The organism is uncultured Acinetobacter sp. (genome assembly GCF_947626835.1).
Lineage (GTDB): Bacteria > Pseudomonadota > Gammaproteobacteria > Pseudomonadales > Moraxellaceae > Acinetobacter.
Genome location: NZ_CANQTS010000003.1, coordinates 21,451 through 41,207 on the forward strand (window position 1 = coordinate 21,451; position 19,757 = coordinate 41,207).

The window sequence follows — 19,757 nt, forward strand, 5'->3', positions numbered from 1 at the left end:
GTTGCGCGGAGAACAGGGGGAAGGTGTTGATTAAACCGCAGCGACTGCTTCTATCGGCGCTGCTTGTTGCTCAGCTTGAATTGCAGTTAAGGCAATGGTAAACACAATGTCATCGACCAAAGCACCACGTGATAAGTCATTCACAGGTTTATTTAAACCTTGTAGCATTGGACCCACACTCACTACATTCGCTGAGCGCTGTACTGCTTTATAAGTGGTGTTACCGGTATTTAAATCTGGGAAGATAAATACATTGGCACGACCTGCAACGTCTGAATTTGGTGCTTTAGAACGACCTACGCTTTCAACTGATGCGGCATCATATTGCAGTGGACCATCAATCAATAAATCAGGACGACGTTCTTGGGCAATACGCGTGGCTTCTGCCACTTTTTCAACATCTGCACCTGTACCTGAAGTACCGGTTGAATACGAAATCATGGCAATACGTGGCTCAATACCAAAAGCTTTGGCAGAGTCAGCCGATTGAATGGCAATTTCAGCCAATTGTTCAGCATTTGGTGCAGGGTTAATCGCACAGTCACCATACACATACACTTCATCAGGCAACAGCATAAAGAACACTGACGACACAAGTGAATACTCAGGCGCAGTTTTAATCAGCTGGAACGCAGGGCGTACGGTATTGGCCGTGGTATGCACTGCACCTGACACCAAACCATCGACATGATCAAGTGCAAGCATCATGGTGCCTAACACTACGGTATCTTGTAACTGTTCATTGGCTTGAATAGCATCTAATTTGCCTTTACGTAATGCCACCATTGGCTCAACGTAATCTGCACGGATGCTATCTGGGTCAATGATTTCTAAGCCTGCAGGTAATTCGACCCCACGCGCTTTGGCCACTTCAGCAACATGTTCAGGTTTTGCCAATAACACACATTGGGCAATGCCGCGTGATTGACAAATAGCAGCCGCTTCAATGGTACGTGGCTCATCACCTTCAGGCAGTACAATACGTTTTTTGGCATGAATTGATTTTTGTACCAATTCGTGACGGAACGCAGAAGGGGACAAACGTGGCTTATGCGTATTGCTGACCAATTGATTGATCCACTCTGGATCTAAATGGCTGCCGACAAAATGCGTGACTTGTTCAGCGCGCGTGGTGTCATCTTGTGGAATTTCGTTGCAGAAATTCTGAATCTTTTGCAGCGTGTCATAGGCCGTTAAGCCAGTGTGCAAAATAGGTAAACCTGATTTATGGCTTTGACAGAAGTTTAAGACATCATTGCTTGGTGCTTGTTGTTCTGTTAACACAATACCTGCAAGCGCTGTACCATTTTGATTGCTCAATTGGCTTGCCAGTAACACATCGACACGGTCAGCAGCAGTGATGATCAATTCACCTGCCACGAATTTATTAAGTTCATTGCCAACGTTGCCAGCCACTAAACTGCTATGTAAAACGCGACGTTGGTTTTCACCTGAGTTAAGCCAAGTGGCTTGAATATGTTGAGCAAGGTCAGATAAACGTGGCACGCTTAGGGTGCTGCTAAATGGCACTAAGCCAATAATCGGTAGATTTTTGCCACCCAAGTGCGCATGGCTCTTTTGTAAAGCTTGAGTAAATTGCGCAGTTTCATTGACCAAACGTAGGCTTGCATCTAAGGTCACAGGAATTTGTGCATCACTTAACCCTTTAGTACGCATAAACAACACGCCTGCAGCACGCTCTAGCGCGTAGTGACGTAATTGACTTTGTACTTGCTCAGCTGCCGTTTTAGCATGATTGAGGTCAGCATTAGACACAATCACCACTTTAGCATCTAAGGCTTGTGCCAGTTGCGCATTAAGCTGTGCGGCAAAAGCATCACGGCCATTAGGGACTAAACCTTCAGCAATAATGATGTCGTGTTTTTTAGAAATTTCACGATGCAGGCTCACCGCATCTTCAAGCAATTCATCGGTTTGACCTAAAGCCAAACGTGAAGTGAGCGTCGAATAAGCAATTGGCTCTACCGTTTGGCTTTGGCTAATATGGCGATAAAGCGCTGTGCTACTGTCATTTTGCGCAGTTGCATCTTGAGAAAAGGCTTTTAAAAAACCTGCTTTAATGCCTTGGCATTCTAAAGCATAAACTAAACCTAAGCAGGCTGAGGTGAGACCTACACCTTCGGCAGTTGGAACAAGAAGAATTGTTTTCATGGTTATATCATCAATCTTTGCAGTTGTGATGAGATACAGTAGGGCTTAAGCCACTACTGCATCTTGTTCAGTCTTTTTTGTTGTGTAGATTCCATTCACAACATTTTCAGTTTCTTGGGCAATGCGACCTTCTTCATCGGTTGGAACGACCCAAATTTGTGGGCCTGTACCTGCATCAATGCGACCTTCGGTACCGCGTTTTAAGTTGTTGTTGGCATCAACGCTTAAGTTAAAGCCAAAGTGTGGTAAGTAACCTAAAGTTTTTTCACGGATGTACGCCGAGTTTTCGCCAATACCACCTGTGAAGAATAAACCGTCTAAACGTGGTAAACCACAGCTTAAAGCAGCTAAAGATTTTGCTAAACGGTAACAGAATACTTCAATGGCGAGTGTTGCATCTTCATTGCCTTGTTCTGAAGCTTCAATCAAGGTACGCATGTCGTTGGATAAGTTTGACAAACCAAGTAAACCTGATTGGCTGTTGAGCATTTTGTCAATTTTGTAGATGTCCCAACCTAAGTTAGCTTCTAAGAAACGATGTAAGCTAGGATCTACATCACCACTACGGGTACCCATCACTAAACCTTCAAGCGGGGTTAAGCCCATTGAAGTATCTACAGATTCACCATTCCAAATGGCACAGGTTGAGCTACCGTTACCTAAATGCGCTGTTAACCAACCACCTTGCTTAAAGCTGCCTGCAAGCTCTGAACCACGCTCAGAAACATACGCATGGCTGGTACCGTGGAAACCATAACGACGTACGTTATGTTCGGTGTATAAGAATTTTGGCACAGCATAGCGATAGGCATGGGCAGGCATGGTTTGGTGGAATGCGGTATCAAATACAGCCACTTGTGGTAAATCTGGGAACAAACGTTTCGTTGCTTCAATCCCCACTAAGTGCGCAGGGTTATGTAAAGGTGCAAGCGGTGTTGCTTGACGGATTACATCAACGATTTCATCAGTAATGAGTTCTGCTTGAGTGAGAGTGCCACCGTGTACAATACGGTGACCGATCGCATCTGGCTTGTGATTAGCAAGACGCGATAAACCCACTTCTAATGCTTCTTTGTGATCTGCATTTGGGATTTTAATGTCAACAGGTTGGTTGCCTAAGGTCACGCCTTTAATACGTGCTTCAGGTGTACCTAAATTTTCAGCAAGGCCATGGATTCGGAAATTTTGCTCTTTTAATAATAAAGCAAATTTAATTGAAGAAGATCCGCAATTGATAATAAGAACGTTGGACATGGCGTATTCCTTGACTGGCGATTTTAGTATTAGCTTGTTGTCATCCCAATGATCAAAAAATGCTGATTTCTTGATCGTGTGAGTATTTGTATCACGGCTGTTTTTATACTCATAGATAGACTTTAGGTGATTAGACTTAAGGATGATCGACGCATGGCTCAATCATAATTATTATTTATTGGTTAAAAGTTTTCATTTTTTGAAAAAATGTAAAGCGATGCTATTCATATTAATTGGTTTTGTTTTTAAGCAAAATTATAAAAAATAAGCTTAGTATTTAATGTTTAGACGCTTCATTGCGTTTAATCAGTACATAAGCCAACAGTGCCACCATAAAAAATACCAACATCATCCATGCTAAACCTTGCAAGGTTTCTACCATGGTACGATAAATTTCCAGTACCCAGCGCTGTTGAGTCAGTTGAATAATTATGGGTTGATCGCTTTGGCTATCGTAATGAATTGGGCTGATGTACTTTTCTATATCATAAATCCGAATGCCTGAAGATGTCCCCACCACTAAGCCTGCAAAAAAGGTGTATTTGCCCCAAGCGGTATGAATGGGCTCTTGAATAATGCGTGCCAAAATCGCGTAAATGGATGATGAAAACAAATGCATCACCACATAAGAGATGCCCAGCGCCAAAGCAAAAGTGACCAAGATTAAACTGTAAAACATAAGCATCTCCTACATATAAGTCATAAAAAAAGCCTGCATAGCGCAGGCTTTTTTAAAGTCTTATTGGCGAATTTGACCGTCACCAAAGACTACCCACTTTTGTGAGGTTAATCCCTCTAAACCGACAGGACCACGGGCATGGATTTTATCGGTTGAAATGCCAATTTCAGCACCTAAGCCATATTCAAAACCATCGGCAAAGCGTGTTGAGGCATTAATCATCACCGAGCTTGAATCGACACGGGCTAAGAATTGACGTGCAGTGCTAAAGTTTTCCGTGATAATTGAATCAGTGTGATGTGAGCCATATTTATTGATGTGATCAATCGCTTCATCAACACCTGAAACCACTTTAACGGCCAAAATTGGACCAAGGTATTCTTCGTACCAATCTTCTTCTGTCGCAGCAACAATGCTGTCACCTAAAATGCGACGTGTTTCGGCACAGCCACGGAGTTCAACTTGCTTTTGGGTATACAGTTCAGCCACGCTTGGTAAAAAAACGTCAGCCACTTTGGCATCGACCAACAAAGTTTCCATAGCATTACACACACCATAACGATGTGTTTTGGCATTTAAGGCAATAGGTAGTGCTTTTTGTAGGTCGGCTTGTGCTTCAACAAAAACATGGCAGTTGCCATCTAAATGTTTAATGACTGGAATACGGGCATCGTTGGTGATACGTTCAATTAAGCCTTTACCACCACGCGGTACAATCACGTCCACATATTCATTCATGGTGATTAATTGACCCACCGCAGCACGGTCTGTAGTGTTAATCACTTGCACAGCATGTTCAGGTAAACCGGCGGCTTTTAAACCATGTTGCACAGCTTTGGCAATCGCTTGATTGGATTCAAGTGCTTCTGAACCACCACGTAAAATAATCGCGTTACTTGATTTTAACGCCAATGAAGCTGCTTCTAAAGTCACGTTAGGACGCGATTCATAAATCATGCCCACAACTCCTAAAGGTACGCGCATTTTACCGAGCTGAATGCCTGATGGACGATAGGCTAAATCGGTGATTTCACCAATCGGGTCTTTTAAACCAATGACATCTTTTAAACCCTGCAACATGCCATCAAAGCGTGCGGGGGTAAGTTCTAAACGATCAAGTAAAGCACTATCTAAGTTATTGTTATGCGCTTTGGTCATGTCAATTTGGTTGGCTGCTAAAATGGCAGCTTGGTCATTTTGAAGCGCCGTGTAAATTGCGGATAACGCAGCGTTTTTGCTTTGGGTAGACGCACTCGCTAACATGCGTGATGCTTGGCGTGCTTGTTGTCCTACCGTTTGCATATAATGTTCAATAGAATCTTGCATAGCGGTTTGATCAGTTAAAAAATACGCTTTGATAGTAGCAGGTCTAGGGATTGAGATTGAAGTATTTGTTAAAAAATTATTGCAACACATCCAGTTAAAATCACCCCAAGCATAGCCATGCTATGCTGGGATTAAAGCTTGGCTTAGGATTGTTTAAATGCACTGATACGATCGCGCACTTCACGCCAAGTTTGACCTAAATCAAGTTCCTCACCAATCTCAAGGCTTGGAATCTGGCCACGCATACGTTCTAAACGTGTTTGATTAGACAGTGGTACATCTTGAATGGCAGCTAAAGCCAGCAATTGCGCTGCACGATCATTACAGACCAAGCCCATATCACAGCCGGCTTTTAAAGCCGCTAGAATACGGGCATCGGCACCACCTGCCACGCATGCCGCTTGCATGCTTAAATCATCTGAGAACAATACACCATCAAACTTCAGTTGTTCACGTAATATGCGTTGTAACCAAAACTCAGAAAAACCCGCCGGATTTGGATCAACTTGTGGGTAAATCACATGCGCTGGCATTAAAGCATCAAGTTGGTCTTTTAATTGCACAAAGGTCTGCATATCGTGTGCTTCAATCTCGGCTAAACTACGCAGATCAATCGCTGCTGCCACATGCGAGTCGGCTTTAACTGAGCCATGACCGGGAAAATGTTTGCCTGTGCTTGCCATGCCGGCACGCTGCATGCCACTTAAAAATGCACGTGCTAGGGCAATAATGTCTTGTGGATTTTTGGCAAAACCACGATCCCCAATCACATCACTGATGTCGTTAATATCCAAAACTGGGGCAAAACTAAAATCAATCCCAACGGCTAAAACTTCAGTGGCCATGAGCCATCCACATTCTTCGCACAGGCTCAAGGCACGTTCAGGCTCAGTTTGGTACAGTTCACCAAAACGTCCCATAGCAGGCAACAAAGTAAAGCCTTGTCTTAGACGTTGGACACGACCGCCTTCTTGATCGACCGCAATTAAAATATCGGCACGAATTTGACGCATATGATCGGTTAAGGCACGAACTTGGGCGGGCGATTGAATATTACGACCAAACAAAATCACGCCACCCACCTGTGGATGTTGTAACAGTTGAATATCTTCTGGATTTAAAGTGGTGCCTGCAATATCAAGCATCAAAGCGCCGATCATAGCGATGTCCGTGTTAGAATTTTCAAGGAAAGAGAGCTGCATTGTGCAATGATTTGCTACAGTTTGTCAGCAGACATTATGATAAAACTACACGATAAACTCAGATTGAACAAAGTAGCATGAGTTGCAGCCAACTGCGATCTTGCCGGATTCAAAAGAAGGAAAAATTTAGACATTATGAAACTTCAAACCATCGCGTGTGCCGTTGCTGTTGCAACGGGTGGATTCTTCTTTACTCATGTGGTGAGTGAAGCAATTGCAGCCAATGATGCAACCACGGTCGCTCAGGCTGCAGGTCAACTTCAGCCGACTCAAGAACAAGCCTTAGTGACGCGTCAATTGGCAACCTTGGTGGATCGTCAACATTATTTAAATCAGCGTTTAGACAGCCAAATGTCAAAACGTATCTTAGATTTTTATATTGATAGTTTAGATGCTGACCATTCTTTATTCTTAAGTTCAGAAGTTGAAAAATACCAAAAACAATATGGCGCAACTTTAGGTATGGCGTTAAAAGCAGGTGATTTAAGCGCAGCTTATGCTATTCATGCGCTGTATCGTGAGCGCTTAACTGAGTTTTATCAGTTTATGCTCGCTGAGCTGAAAAAACCGCAAAACTTAAAGCAGAAAAACGTCTTTATTGATACCGACCGTGAAAAAGCACCGTTCTTTGAAACCAAAGCACAGCAACAAGATTACTGGCGCAAAATGTTGGTGTCACAGTTAATTAATCTCACCTTAAGCCGTGAAGAAGAACAGGCCAAACAAAAAGCCTTAAAAGAAAATCCAAGTTTAGCCAATGGGCAAGATTTATCAGGCCCTGAAGATTTAACGCCTGAGCAGACCTTAACCAAGCGTTATACCCGTCAGTTAGAGCGGATGAGCCGTCTAAAAAGCGATGATGTGCTAGACAAAGCCTTAAATGCCATGACTTTGAGCTATGATCCCCATAGTAGCTATTTCCCACCACTGGATGCGATTGAACTCAATCGTCAAAGCTCATTGCAATTAGAGGGCATTGGTGTATCCATTCGCCCGGATCGTAGCAACGAAGATTACACCAAGATTGAAACCATTGTTGAGGGTGGCCCTGCCAGTAAATCAGGTCAGGTCAAATCGGGTGATCGTATCATTGGTGTTGGTCAAGATGGCGAGAAAATCGTGGATGTGATTGGCTGGCCAAGTAAAGAAGTGGTGGGTTTAATTCGTGGTAAACGTGGCACCAAAGTCCATTTACGCTTACTTGGGCCCGGCGCATCTTTAAGTCAAGCGCGTGTGGTGACTTTAACCCGTGATGTGATTCAAGAAGAAGATGCCGGTGTACGTAGTCGTACCGTGAACATCAGTCGTGATGGCAAGCAACACACTTTAGGGGTGATTGAGATTCCATCGTTTTATTTAAACTATCGTGCGCGCCGTGCCGGTGATCAATATCGTTCAGTTTCAGAAGACACCAACAATGCCTTAAAAGCCTTAGCTGCACAAAAGGTTGACGGTATTATTGTGGATTTACGTAATAATCCGGGTGGTTCATTGGAAGAAGTGGCACGTATGTTGGGTCAGGTGATTCAATCAGGACCTGTGGTGCAAATTCGTGATGGTAACGGCAATGTCAGTGTGTTTGAGGACAATGACGGTGGTGCCCAAACCTATGCCGGTCCATTGGCAGTGATGATTAACTTAGCATCGGCATCCGCCAGTGAGATTTATTCAGCAGCCATTCAAGATTACGAGCGTGGGATTGTGATTGGTAGCCCAACCACGGGTAAAGGCACAGCACAAGTGCAACTTGATAGCTTAGCTTATGGTCAAGCGACCTTAACCCAACGTAAGTTCTATCGCATTACCGGTGGCAGTACCCAAAATAAAGGTGTGATTCCTGATATTCAATTGGTGGATATTTACAGTGAAGAATTTGGCGAACGTAAAGCGAAAAACGCCCTTGAATGGGACACCATTAGCACAGCACCATTTAAACGTGAAGGTTCGGTTCGTCCTTATGTGGCACAGTTGGCCAAGAGTTCACAAGTACGCGTTAGCCTAGATCCACAATTTAAGTATTTAGAACAACGTAAAGCCTTGGTGAAAAAAGCGGAAGAGAAAAAACGTGTCGTGCTTGATGTGGACCAACGCCGTGCTGAATTACTAGAGCTTGAGCAAAAAACCTTGGCGGCTGAAAATGCCCGCCGTGTAGCCACAGGTCAAACCCCGTATGCCAACTGGGAAACTTATCAAGCGTCAATAGATGCCTTAGCCGAACAGCGTGCCAAAATGAAAGCTGCCCAACGTCCGCCATTGCCTGAAGAAGAAGCTTTTGTGCTTGAAGCAGCACAGGTGTTGTTAGATTACACCAAGTTGCAGAAAAAATAGGCAATCAATTGCTGCTTTGTGTTATTTATGTAGCTTAAAAAAGTCGACTTTGGTCGGCTTTTTTATAAAATATGCTAAAGAGTTTGGATAAATTAAGTAAATATGTCTTTAAAAAGTACAAATAGTTTAAACTAACAAGCTGGTTGCTACTTGACCTCACTGTTGAAGTGTTAGATTCTTGACACACTTATTTGTCTAACAAAAAATTTGTAGTATGGACTACATCTGGGGAAAATTTTTTGTGCAGAATTTCACTGCAGACTAGACGAATCAAGCTTATGGAAGTCAATGATGGTACATCTCCATTATGAGCTAAGTCTGGTTGCAGGATCAGTGGCTGTGGCACTATTTGTGTGCTATCTCGCCATCTCGATCGAACAGCTATTATTTAAAGGCTTACGCAAAGAGTTAGAAAAAATTGTTTTGCTTGGAAGTGGGGCAACATTAGGTGCTGCAATTTGGTGTATGCACTTCATGGGGATGCTTGCCTGCGATTTTCCTGCGCCTTATTCTTTTGATTATCCGCTCACCATACTGTCTTATTTTATTGCTTTTGTCGCATCGACTTTTGCCATCTGGTTAAATAACCGCCCAAGTTTATCTTTTGTACGTCTAGTCTTGGGCTCATTCCTGATGGGCTTGGCCATTACCGGTATGCACTATACGGGTATGATGGGCTTAATCGTTGAAGGCTATAAGCCGCGTTATAATGTTCTTTTGGTGTTGTGCTCCATTTTTATTGCAGTGAGTGGAACAGGGCTGACCTTTTGGTTGTCATTTAAATATAAAAACAATATTAAGCGTAAATTGCTCTTTAAAGCTGCAATTGCACTGATGATGGCACTATCGATTATTGGTATGCATTATACCGGTATGGCAGCAGTGCGTTGGGATATAGGGGATCATGCTTTATTTGAAGGATTAATTGCCTCAGAGCAGGGTATCTTGATCTTTAGCGTAATCTTTGTAACCAGTTTAATTTTAATGGCTGCTTTTGTGGTGGCAATTATGGATCAACGTTTAGAAGAGCGTAGCCGCCAACTGTTTAAACTCAACCAGGAGTTAGCCAATCAAGCCTTACAAGATAGTTTGACTAAATTACCAAATCGTTCTTTTTTAACGGAATATGCTGATACGCTGTTTAGTCATCATGAATATCATCACGATAAGTTGGCCTTTATTTACATTGATCTTGATCAGTTTAAGACTGTGAATGATGGTTTTGGCCATCATGTCGGAGATCAGCTTTTAGTTCAGCTCACTGCAAGAATCTACCGTAAACTCTCAAACAATGAAAAGCTACTGCGGATTGGTGGCGATGAGTTTTTATTGATTATTGAGCGTGCCAGCTTAGAACACACAGTGGATTTGGCTGAGCAGATTTTATTAACCATTCAAGAGCGTTTCTTGATTGCTTGGAAAGAGATTCATATTTCTGCCAGTATGGGAATTGCCATGTATCCTGAGCATGGGCAAAACTTACAAGACTTACTGATGAACGCCGATGCTGCCATGCTGACCTCCAAGTTTCAGGGGCGTAACACCTATTCCATTTACAATTACTGTGTACACCAAGAAGAAATCAAAAGTCAAAGTCGCTTGGTCAATGAATTGTATAAAGCGGTTGAAGAGCAACAATTTGTACTGTTTTATCAGCCCAAGTTCACCTGTAGTGATTATCAAGTGTGTGGGGTTGAAGCGTTAATTCGTTGGCAGCATCCACAATTAGGCTTACTTGGTCCTAACTTATTTATCCGTGGTGCTGAACAAACGGGTTTAATCATTCAAATGGGGTATTGGGTCATTGAAGAAGCACTCAAGCAGATTCAAATATGGGAACAATCAGGACGACACTATTTCCCTATTGCAGTGAATTTATCAGCCATTCAATTTGAGCATAAAAACTTATTTAGTACTTTAGAACAGCTTTTTGAAAAGTATCCAATCAATCCTGCACATTTAATGTTAGAAGTCACTGAATCCACAGCCATGCATCATATTGATACGACCATTGAAACCTTCTGCAGGCTGCGTAGTATGGGCATTCAATTGTCTATTGATGATTTTGGTACAGGTCATTCCAGCTTTTTGTATTTAAAAAACTTGCCTGTGAATGAGCTTAAAATTGATCGTGCCTTTATTTTAGATCTAAAAGCCAATTCTAAAGAAGAAATGATTTTAGAAAGTATTATTCGCTTAGCGGTCCAACTTGGCTTGATTGTGACTGTAGAAGGGGTTGAGCACCAAGAGCAAGCTGATATTTTAAGACGTTTAGGTTCACAGCAGTTACAAGGTTATCTGTTGGGTATGCCAATGCCAATTGAAGAATTAGAACATATGTCATTGCCGAAATTACACGTTTAAAGCAGCGCAGATGATGTTGACAATATTTTTTTAAGGATAAATTGGCAAATTATGCCAGTCTCATTCTCACTGTGATTAAACATTTTTACTCTAATTGATTAAGATTTATACGCATTGGTTAAAGCTATATCTTTAGATATTTTTTCTATTAAAGTCGACTAAAATACTTTGGATTATCATAAATAAAAACAAACATTTAAAATAAATCAAACTAGATTTATCGGGTTTTTTCATCTGCCTCCTTATACCATTTATCGGCAAAATAGGGTGATTTTATTTTGTGCAGATAGCAATATCTTTTAAATATGTGAAGCAGTGCGTCAATCTGTTAAAAATGGCGAGTATTGCCACTGTAAGAGTTGTGATAATCTTGCGCTGAAAACTCACTCCCAGCAGCAGTACTTTGAGGTAGGCACCATTGAGCAAAGCGATTTTTACAACACAGAACATGCGTGGTTTTACACTGATTGAATTAATGGTAACGCTAAGTATTTTAGCAATCATTACCTTAATTGCGACACCATCGTTAGCAAGTGCTTTAGAAAATCAAAAACTCAAACAAGCGGCTATTGATGTAAAGGTGGCATTGCAAGATTTACGTAGTCAATCGGTATTAACCAACAGTGAACGTGCTTTATGTATTGCAACACCTGCTGAATCGGTTGATGAGTGTGGTAAAAGCCTCAAGAATTATGCACAACTCAATGACAATCAAAAACAACAACGCATTGATGCTTTGCAACTTGATAAAAAAGTTTATGTAAAGCAGGGAAGTTCTACCGAATTTGTATTTACTTCACAAGGGTATACCACGCAACAAACCTTGACCTTATGTGCAGGGGAGCGCTCTTATGCAATTACGGTTTATATGCCAGGTCATGTTGATGTAAGCCAAGCTGGAGCATGTACATGAGTTTACATACACAACGTGGGGTTGGTTTAATTGAAGTATTGGTTGCCATGTTGATTTTATCGGTGGCCATTTTGGGTTTTGTTGCGTTACAAGTGCGTGCCACCGTGGCTACAGAAGAAGCCTTAAAGCGCTCTGATGCGTTAATTTTACTCAATGGTTTGGCTGAAAAAATTCGTTTAAATAGTAGCGGTAACTACCGTGTAAGCATTCCTAGCGCATTACCAGCTTGTGCCACCACACAAGATTGTAATGTCGATCAACAAGCACAATTAGATTTATATCAACAGCAGCAAGTGGCAAATAGTAAGAGCATTCAAATAGGGGTGGATTTTTGCCCCAATACCTCAGCGCAGCAACAGCGTTTATGTTTAATGGCCGCTTGGAATGAAACGAAGCCTGTGATTGCTGGGCGTAGTGTTGAGCATCGTTGCTTAAATGATAATGGTTCAGACAATACGGTGGCAGCAGATGCAGGTCGTTATGCCAATGATCCAGACTGTTTAGTATTGGAGGCATACTAATGATCAAGCAACAAGGTTTCACGCTGATTGAACTCATGGTGTCTTTGACCATTGGTCTAGTGTTGGTTGCAGTTGCGGTGCAATTGTTTATGAGTGGTCAGGTGAATTATCAGATTCAACAGGCTGCTTCTACTGTGCAAGACAGTGGAGTATTTGGTTTAAATAATGTCACCAAAAATATTCGTTTGGCCAATCATGGTAATGGGGGGGCCATGAATGATCAAAGTCTATATGGTGGGATTGTTCTGTCAGATCAATATATTGATGTAGAGAAAACCCTACAAGGCAATTTACATGGCTTAAAGGTACAAGATACCGCTATTGAAGGGCAAAACTACATTTCCGGTAGTGCAATTACGCCAAGTGCCTTTGGATCGCTCAAGAGTGATCAATTGGTGGTGATGTATCAAGCGCCAATGGACATGCGTACCTGCACAGGTCGGCAAGTACGTGGTCCTAATCGTAGCTTAACTGAGCTTAAAAAAGGTTGGTATGTCATTGAAAAATACTATGTAAAGAAAAATGCCGATCAAAGCGCTGATTTGTACTGTTCTGATAGTGTTTTCATTGCTCAAGGTGAAAGCACACCACAACGTTTGCTTGATGACGATGAAGATTCTTTCACCATTGATGATGCTGAAACCTTAATGGGCGATTACGGCTCAAATGAAGGACATTTGATTGCCAGACATGTTGAATATATGCGTGTGCAACTCAGGGTTCGTCATCAAAATCAACGTACAGGTACCTTAGATGTAGCAGCATATAAAGCTTTAGATTTGAATGCTGATCAAACTGCACGACCAGCGATTATTGGGGTGAATTTAGCATGGTTGGTACGCTCATCTGAAAAATTACCAAGTTCTACACAAAGCCATTATCAAGTTTTAGATAAAAACATTGCTGTACCTGATGATAAGTTTATGCGCAAGATTTATAGCACGACCATTGCACTGCGTAATGGTGGTTTGGGGGATGTCATTCAATGAATAAACAACATGGTGCCACCCTTGTTATGGTTCTGATTTTATTGCTATTAATTAGTGTGATTGGGGTCTATGCCATTCAACAAAGCATTTTTAGCTTAAAGCTTGCCACCAATGCGCAGGTACAAACCTTATTAATGCAAACTTCAGATGTCGCTTTGGATCACTTTGAAAAAAACTTTAAATCGAATGAGGCAAATAATTTAGCCAGTACCCCTGTTGGGCAGGTTTTATTGGCTGGTAACCAAGGACGAGAATTACAGTTTTGCTTTAAACCCACACAAGTGGGCAATAATGCAGGTAAAGGCTCATTCTTTGATTTATCTGAATTTCGTATCGTTGAACGTCTAAATATTTCGCAAGCTGAAGGTGTAAGTAGTGCCTTATCAGGCGATATTACTGCAGTCTGTGACCCAGAAACCATGTTCTCGATTAGTCGCAAAGCTGTCGTTACACAGGTGGCTGTGGTCAGTCCAGATGATCCAACCGTTGAAATGGGGCGCTTTGATTTAGCCACCAAAAATAGTGATCTTAAAGAAGTCAATGTGGAAACCAAACGTGTACGTGTCATTGTGACTTCATTTGCACCTGCTTTAGCATCAGGGGTCAGTATTGCTGATATCAACACCTGTCTACAACATCGTATGATGGATGATACTTTACTTAAAAATCGTGCTGATCCTGCGATTAATCCGTCACAAGTAAAGGTGGAAACAGTGCATGAATGTTTAAATCAATTGGGTGTACCGCTCAATACGCAATTAGCAGAATATGTCGTGCGTTTGTCTGAGACAAAACGTTAATGGGGTTGGGGAAGAAAATCATGAAATTAAAACCGCTTGTCAAATTCATGGCATTACTGCCCGTGGCGATTATGCCAAGTTATGCCAGCGATTTAACCATTTATAAAGGTAATCAGCTGGGCAAAACCTCAATTTTCTTAATGCTCGATACTTCCGGCAGTATGGGGATCAGTTCTTTGGTGATGCCAAAAAATAATATGTTTGGTAGTCCAGGCGACGTTGACAATCCTTTATGCGATCGTACTTCGGTGGCGGAGTATTATTCTGATCGTAAGAGCACCACCAACTTTAAAGAGTGGACCTATAACTTAAAAGACAGCAATAAAAATAGTCCGACTTATAACAAAACTGCGATTTATAAAACAGTGGTTATTGATGGTGAAACCATTCCGTATTATCTACGTGGCTGTAGCAAAAATGGCGTCACGCAGTATGACCGTTTATCACGTTTAAAAGATGCTATTTTACCTTTATTGGCCAGCCAAAAACTCAATGATCAAATTGTCATGGGTTTAGGGCATTTCTCATCTAAAACAGAAATTAGTGTCTCAGAAGCAAAAAATAAATTAGTCGATGGTCACTCAGGTACAGTGCTCGTTCCCAATGCAGCTTTAACAGGTAAACACCGTAAGCGTCTTGCTAAGGCCATTGCACAGTTTAAGTCACTCGATACGATTAGTAACGAAGATGGTAGTGCCAATAGTGATTTAAAACTCTCGAGTAGTAATTATCCAAACGTCTATAAATCATCAAGTGGTACGCCAACTGCACATGCTTATGCAGAATCGGGTGCTTATATGATGGGTACAGGCACAGGGGTTGATAGCGCACACAACAATTTAACCAAAGTAAAATATATTTACGATGGTTATATGGTGATGCAAAAAGGTGAAGAACAGGTTTACTTTATTTGTGTTGCTTTAGGTAGTAGTTTGACCAGTGCTTTAGGTGGTTCACAAAACGTCAAGCAATGTGTCAACAATTGGCCGGGGCATGACTCAAGCAAAAAAACTGTGGCTAAAAGTACCATTGATAATGGCGTTTACCGTCCAGATAACACGCAAGCATCTGGGTGGAGTCGTGTGCCAAGTCAAGAGGTCTTTATGCAATGGACCGATGATTTTAACGAAGCATGGGATGTCTTTAAAAAATTACCTGTGGGCTGGCGTTATGGCGGTTGGATGAAAGTTGATAACGAGCCACTCGATATTGAGCCAATTGTGGGTACAGTATGGAGTGGTTATGCAGGCGGTGCCAATGGCTTGGTGTCTTATCGTACTAACCCTTTTGCCTTGATTGAACAGAGCACAGCAACTTCATACACCGACAATATGGTGGGTGGTTTTCGTTATTCAGTGGCAACCGCTAAAAAAAATGACGGTAGCAATACCTATATTTCAGGTGCATCTAAAAATAGTTGTGATGGCAACGGGATTTATTTCTTAACCGATGGTGCACCAAACTCAACCAAAGATGCCATGGCCCAAGCAATTATGAATCATTCGCTGACCTCAGCTTATGCATTTACAGGCAAGCCAACGGTTAATATTTTAAAATCGCCAAAATTGCAGTCAAATCTGTTTACAGGTGAGACTGGCGGTTGGGAATATATTGGTGAATATGCTAAAAAACTCAATAACAAAGCCTTAAATCCGGCCGGTGTAAGCATTAAAACAGCCGTAGTTGGTTTTGGTTCAACCTTTGAAGGTTTAGCCAAAAAACCAGATGGGACTTATGATTGTGATTCAACCAACAACGAAGATGTGAAAAATGCCTGTAAATGGGGCAGTAAAGGTTATGGCTATGGCGAGGGTGGCTTCTATCAAGCGACCAACTCAGATGATATTGCCAATAGTATTGTTGAATTTGTAGAAACACTTAAAGTTGAGTTTACGCCATCTAGCTTAGGTTCAATTTCAGTGCCGCGTGACCCGCTCGATCAAACTCAGTTGATGACCACAGGTTTCTTCCCGATGGTCATGCCACAAGAAGACAGCAGTCTGCGCACGTGGGCGGGTAACCTTAAAAAATACAATATTGTGGATGGTACTTTAAAAGATACCAATAAAAACCCAATCTATAATATTGTGAATAATCAGCAAATCATTAACCCAGCTGCTAAAGATTTATGGTCACAGCAGACTGGTGTTGATCATTCATTGGTCAACAGTGGTGGCGCATGGCAAAAAATCCCTGTGCCATCTATGCAAACCCAAGATACCGATCCAAGTCAACCAAGTGCTGAGCGCCGTGTGTTTATTATGGATGAGGGGAAAATTAAGCAGGTTACAAAAGACAATTTAACCAAAGGAATCTTTACCGAAGAAATTGAAGATTTAAGCATCCGTCAACGTTATGCCTTGCTCAACTATTTGGGTTATCCAGTTGCTTTGCCTGATGGCATTAAATTAACGCTATCAAAGAGCGATATTGAGCAAGTGACCCAAACCAGCCCACAGATTCCTTATCGCTATTTAGGTGGTGTGGTTCATTCAACGCCGTTATTGGTGACCCAAGAAGCCAAACTTGATCCAAATGGCAAAGCTGTGCTGAATGGGCGTAATGAATATGTGGTTTATGGCTCAATGGAAGGTGGCTTGCATATTGTGGATGCAAAAACCGGAGAGGAAAAATCAGTTTTTGTGCCTAAAGAGATTATAGAAAATCAATATGACACATTGGCTCAAGAATACTCGAAAGGGGTGGCTGCTGAAAACAAAATTGGTCTGGCCTACGGGGTAGATGCACCATGGACTGCAGATAATACATTTAAGGTCAAAGTGGCACGCGCCAATAGTCAAACCACCGTACAGTATCAAGCCGACCGTTTAAATATCTATGGCGGTTTGCGTATGGGGGGTGAGGCACTGTATGGTTTGAATATTATGGATCCGAGCAATCCAGAACTTTTATTCCATTTGCATCCGGGCTTATCCGAATTTTCACGTATGGCACAAATTTGGTCTAAACCGACAGTGACCGAATTACGTGTACGTGGTGAACGTCGTAAAGTGCTCATCTTTGGTGGTGGTTATGATGCAAGCATCTACGAAAAAGAACCAGGAAAATTTGTAGAGCCAACCACAACAGCCACCAAAGGTAATGCCTTATATGTGGTAGATGCCGAAACAGGCGAACTGATTTGGATGACCAGTGCCAATACCGATGGTATTCGCGAGGCACATCAAAAAACTCAGCAATCACAAGTGTTGTACAGCGTTGTAGGTCAACCGGTAGTGCGTGATTACGATGCTGATGGTCTAGCAGATATGATTTATTTTGCAGATCTGGGTGGTCAAATTTTCCGTGTTGATTTAAATAATGTTAATCAAATTAGTTTAACCGAGAAAAACAATTTAGCCATTCGTGTGCAACGTATTGCTAACTTGCGTGAAGCAAGTATCGACAGTGAGAACGAGCGTCTTAATAATCCAAGTTTTGTACCACGTTTTTATGATCGTCTGACCACTGCTGTATTTGATGCAGGACAATCACGCTTTGTCTTGCTCACCGCAGGTTCAGGTAACCGTAGCTTCCCACTTGAAACCACTAAAGCGCGTAATAAGTTGTATGGTGTGTTTGATTACGATGCAGCCATGAATGGTCTTGAAAAACCAAGCTTTGCACAAGATGTAGGTTTAAGTGTTGAAGCTACCCAAAATAACATGGCAGCACGTGGTTTATTGGGTCGTGGTGTAACCAGTCTAAAGTGGGGTGGTGGCAACATCAACAATGACCAAATTCGTGCCAATATGGGGCGTGTATCAGGTAAATATCGTGGTTGGGCATTTGAACTCAACTCGGTTGCTGATACAACCCAAGAAAAATTTGCTAAATCTTTTGAAGAATCGCAACTGATTGCAAGTGACTTATATATCAACTTATACGATCCAAAAGCCACTTTAAACAACGTGGCCAATACTTGTGGTGGTGGGGTACAAGGCTTATCGACCATCCACCGCGTCTGTGCGCCATTTGGTGATTGTGCCGCTTATGTGAAGCAAGATTACCAAGGTATTACAGGACCGACTTTAGGTGCAACAGGTGACAGTAACCGTACTTCGAGCTTAATTGGACCGATTAGCGCAATTGAAGAAGCTTGTGTTGGTAAATGTGATGAAGATAATCCTGATTTAACAGAACAACGTTTAAAACAATATTCTCAAGCCCGTGTAATTAAGCCAACCCGTTGGTTTGAATGGTGATTGAATGAAAGCCAAGCAAGGATTTACATTGGTTGAACTGATGGCAGTGGTGGTAATTGTGGCAATCTTTGCTGCAATTGCCATCCCAAGCTATGAACGTTATATCGCACGTAGTTATCAAGCCAAAGCACAAGCTGAGCTGTTAATGCTCTCAGAGCGCTTAGAAAGTTACCGTGGGCGCCAACTTAATTATGCCGGCTTTATGGCAGAACATGAGTCTGAAGCGGGAGTGGTGTATTTGCCTAAAGACGCTACGGCTGAAAAATACCGTTATAAAGTGCAAATTTTAGATAGCAATACCCATAAAGATTTACAGCAATCTGTGATTGGTCAAGGCTATAAACTCATTGCAACACCGTATCAAGCGGGGCAGCGCTATTTGCGTGAATCACCGAGTTATTTACTCACCTCGGGGAGTCAAAAGTGTGCAAGTCCAGATTTACTTGTGGCCACAGCCACACATTGTGGTGAAAACACACAGGAATGGTAAGCATGAAAGTACGTGGTTTTACAGTAGTAGAATTGATGTTGGCTGTTGCAGTGATTGCTATTTTGGCGGCAGTTGCGATTCCTAATTATCAAAAATATGTGCAAAAGTCGAAACGTGTAGAAGTACAAGCGCACCTAATGATGTTATCGCATCAATTGGCCAGTTATAAATTGGTCAATCAAAGCTTTAAAGACGTGAGTATCAATAAATTAGGTGGTGCAGATTTTCCTGCTGCCAATCCTAATTACAGCTTAAGTTTAACCGATGCTTATGGTGTGGCTTTAGATCAAGATAACAGCAGCGTAACAACTTGGCTGTTAGTGGCAACGCCAACTGCCAACTCTACACAAGTGGGTACCGGTAAAATTACCCTCATGCATAACAATGAAAAATGTTGGTATGAAGATCAAGACGATGCTGTAACGCATATTCGTAAAGAAGATTCAGGGAGTTTAGTGCTGCCCGATTGTCCAACGCCTTGGCAAGATTAAATTGATATAGGTGAGTCGGCTGT

General features: G+C 42.0%; 14 protein-coding genes. 9 read left to right on the forward strand and 5 right to left on the reverse strand.

What is annotated here, in order from left to right; translation table 11 throughout:
• Positions 1–30: 30 nt before the first annotated feature.
• The 5 genes from pta to nagZ all read right to left on the reverse strand — a co-directional run bounded on the left by pta (position 31) and on the right by nagZ (position 6,591).
• Positions 31–2,172 carry a phosphate acetyltransferase gene (pta, locus tag Q0Z55_RS02610; protein WP_297423835.1) on the reverse strand — a complete coding sequence of 714 codons (2,142 nt, stop codon included), beginning with the start codon at positions 2,170–2,172 and terminating at the stop codon, positions 31–33.
• A gap of 45 nt (positions 2,173–2,217) precedes the next feature.
• Complete coding sequence (locus Q0Z55_RS02615; protein ID WP_297423837.1) at positions 2,218–3,426, reverse strand: acetate kinase; 1,209 nt, start codon at positions 3,424–3,426, stop codon at positions 2,218–2,220.
• Positions 3,427–3,703: 277 nt separating this feature from the next.
• Entirely contained in the window at positions 3,704–4,105 is a 402-nt protein-coding gene (locus Q0Z55_RS02620) for a hypothetical protein (protein ID WP_297423839.1), read from the reverse strand.
• Positions 4,106–4,165: 60 nt separating this feature from the next.
• On the reverse strand, positions 4,166–5,431 hold the full coding sequence (locus tag Q0Z55_RS02625; RefSeq protein WP_297423841.1) for a glutamate-5-semialdehyde dehydrogenase: 1,266 nt from the start codon (positions 5,429–5,431) through the stop codon (positions 4,166–4,168).
• A gap of 143 nt (positions 5,432–5,574) precedes the next feature.
• Positions 5,575–6,591, reverse strand: a complete 1,017-nt coding sequence (gene nagZ, locus Q0Z55_RS02630) for a beta-N-acetylhexosaminidase (protein ID WP_297423843.1) — start codon at positions 6,589–6,591, stop codon at positions 5,575–5,577.
• 177 nt (positions 6,592–6,768) lie between these two features.
• On the opposite strand from nagZ, the gene Q0Z55_RS02635 reads away from it, so the two are divergent.
• The 9 genes from Q0Z55_RS02635 (at position 6,769) to Q0Z55_RS02675 (ending at position 19,734) form a co-directional block, all read left to right on the forward strand.
• Positions 6,769–8,961: a carboxy terminal-processing peptidase gene (locus Q0Z55_RS02635; protein ID WP_297423845.1), complete on the forward strand. Its 2,193-nt coding sequence runs from the start codon at positions 6,769–6,771 to the stop codon at positions 8,959–8,961.
• Between the two features lie 291 nt (positions 8,962–9,252).
• Complete coding sequence (locus Q0Z55_RS02640; RefSeq protein WP_297424136.1) at positions 9,253–11,325, forward strand: EAL domain-containing protein; 2,073 nt, start codon at positions 9,253–9,255, stop codon at positions 11,323–11,325.
• A 418-nt stretch (positions 11,326–11,743) separates the two neighbouring features.
• A complete protein-coding gene (locus Q0Z55_RS02645) occupies positions 11,744–12,238 on the forward strand; it encodes a GspH/FimT family pseudopilin (protein WP_297423847.1) in 495 nt (164 codons plus the stop codon).
• Positions 12,235–12,759, forward strand: coding sequence for a type IV pilus modification protein PilV (gene pilV, locus Q0Z55_RS02650; protein ID WP_297423849.1), 525 nt, complete (start codon positions 12,235–12,237; stop codon positions 12,757–12,759). The genes Q0Z55_RS02645 and pilV overlap by 4 nt, the downstream gene beginning before the upstream one ends.
• Positions 12,759–13,748, forward strand: a complete 990-nt coding sequence (locus tag Q0Z55_RS02655) for a PilW family protein (protein WP_297423851.1) — start codon at positions 12,759–12,761, stop codon at positions 13,746–13,748. The genes pilV and Q0Z55_RS02655 overlap by 1 nt, the downstream gene beginning before the upstream one ends.
• Positions 13,745–14,548 (forward strand): PilX N-terminal domain-containing pilus assembly protein, encoded by an 804-nt coding sequence (locus Q0Z55_RS02660; protein ID WP_297423853.1) that lies wholly within the window; start codon positions 13,745–13,747, stop codon positions 14,546–14,548. The genes Q0Z55_RS02655 and Q0Z55_RS02660 overlap by 4 nt, the downstream gene beginning before the upstream one ends.
• 20 nt (positions 14,549–14,568) lie before the next feature.
• Positions 14,569–18,753 (forward strand): PilC/PilY family type IV pilus protein, encoded by a 4,185-nt coding sequence (locus tag Q0Z55_RS02665; protein ID WP_297423855.1) that lies wholly within the window; start codon positions 14,569–14,571, stop codon positions 18,751–18,753.
• 4 nt (positions 18,754–18,757) lie between these two features.
• Complete coding sequence (locus Q0Z55_RS02670; RefSeq protein ID WP_297423857.1) at positions 18,758–19,243, forward strand: type IV pilin protein; 486 nt, start codon at positions 18,758–18,760, stop codon at positions 19,241–19,243.
• A gap of 2 nt (positions 19,244–19,245) precedes the next feature.
• Entirely contained in the window at positions 19,246–19,734 is a 489-nt protein-coding gene (locus Q0Z55_RS02675) for a type IV pilin protein (RefSeq protein WP_297423859.1), read from the forward strand.
• Positions 19,735–19,757: the final 23 nt, after the last annotated feature.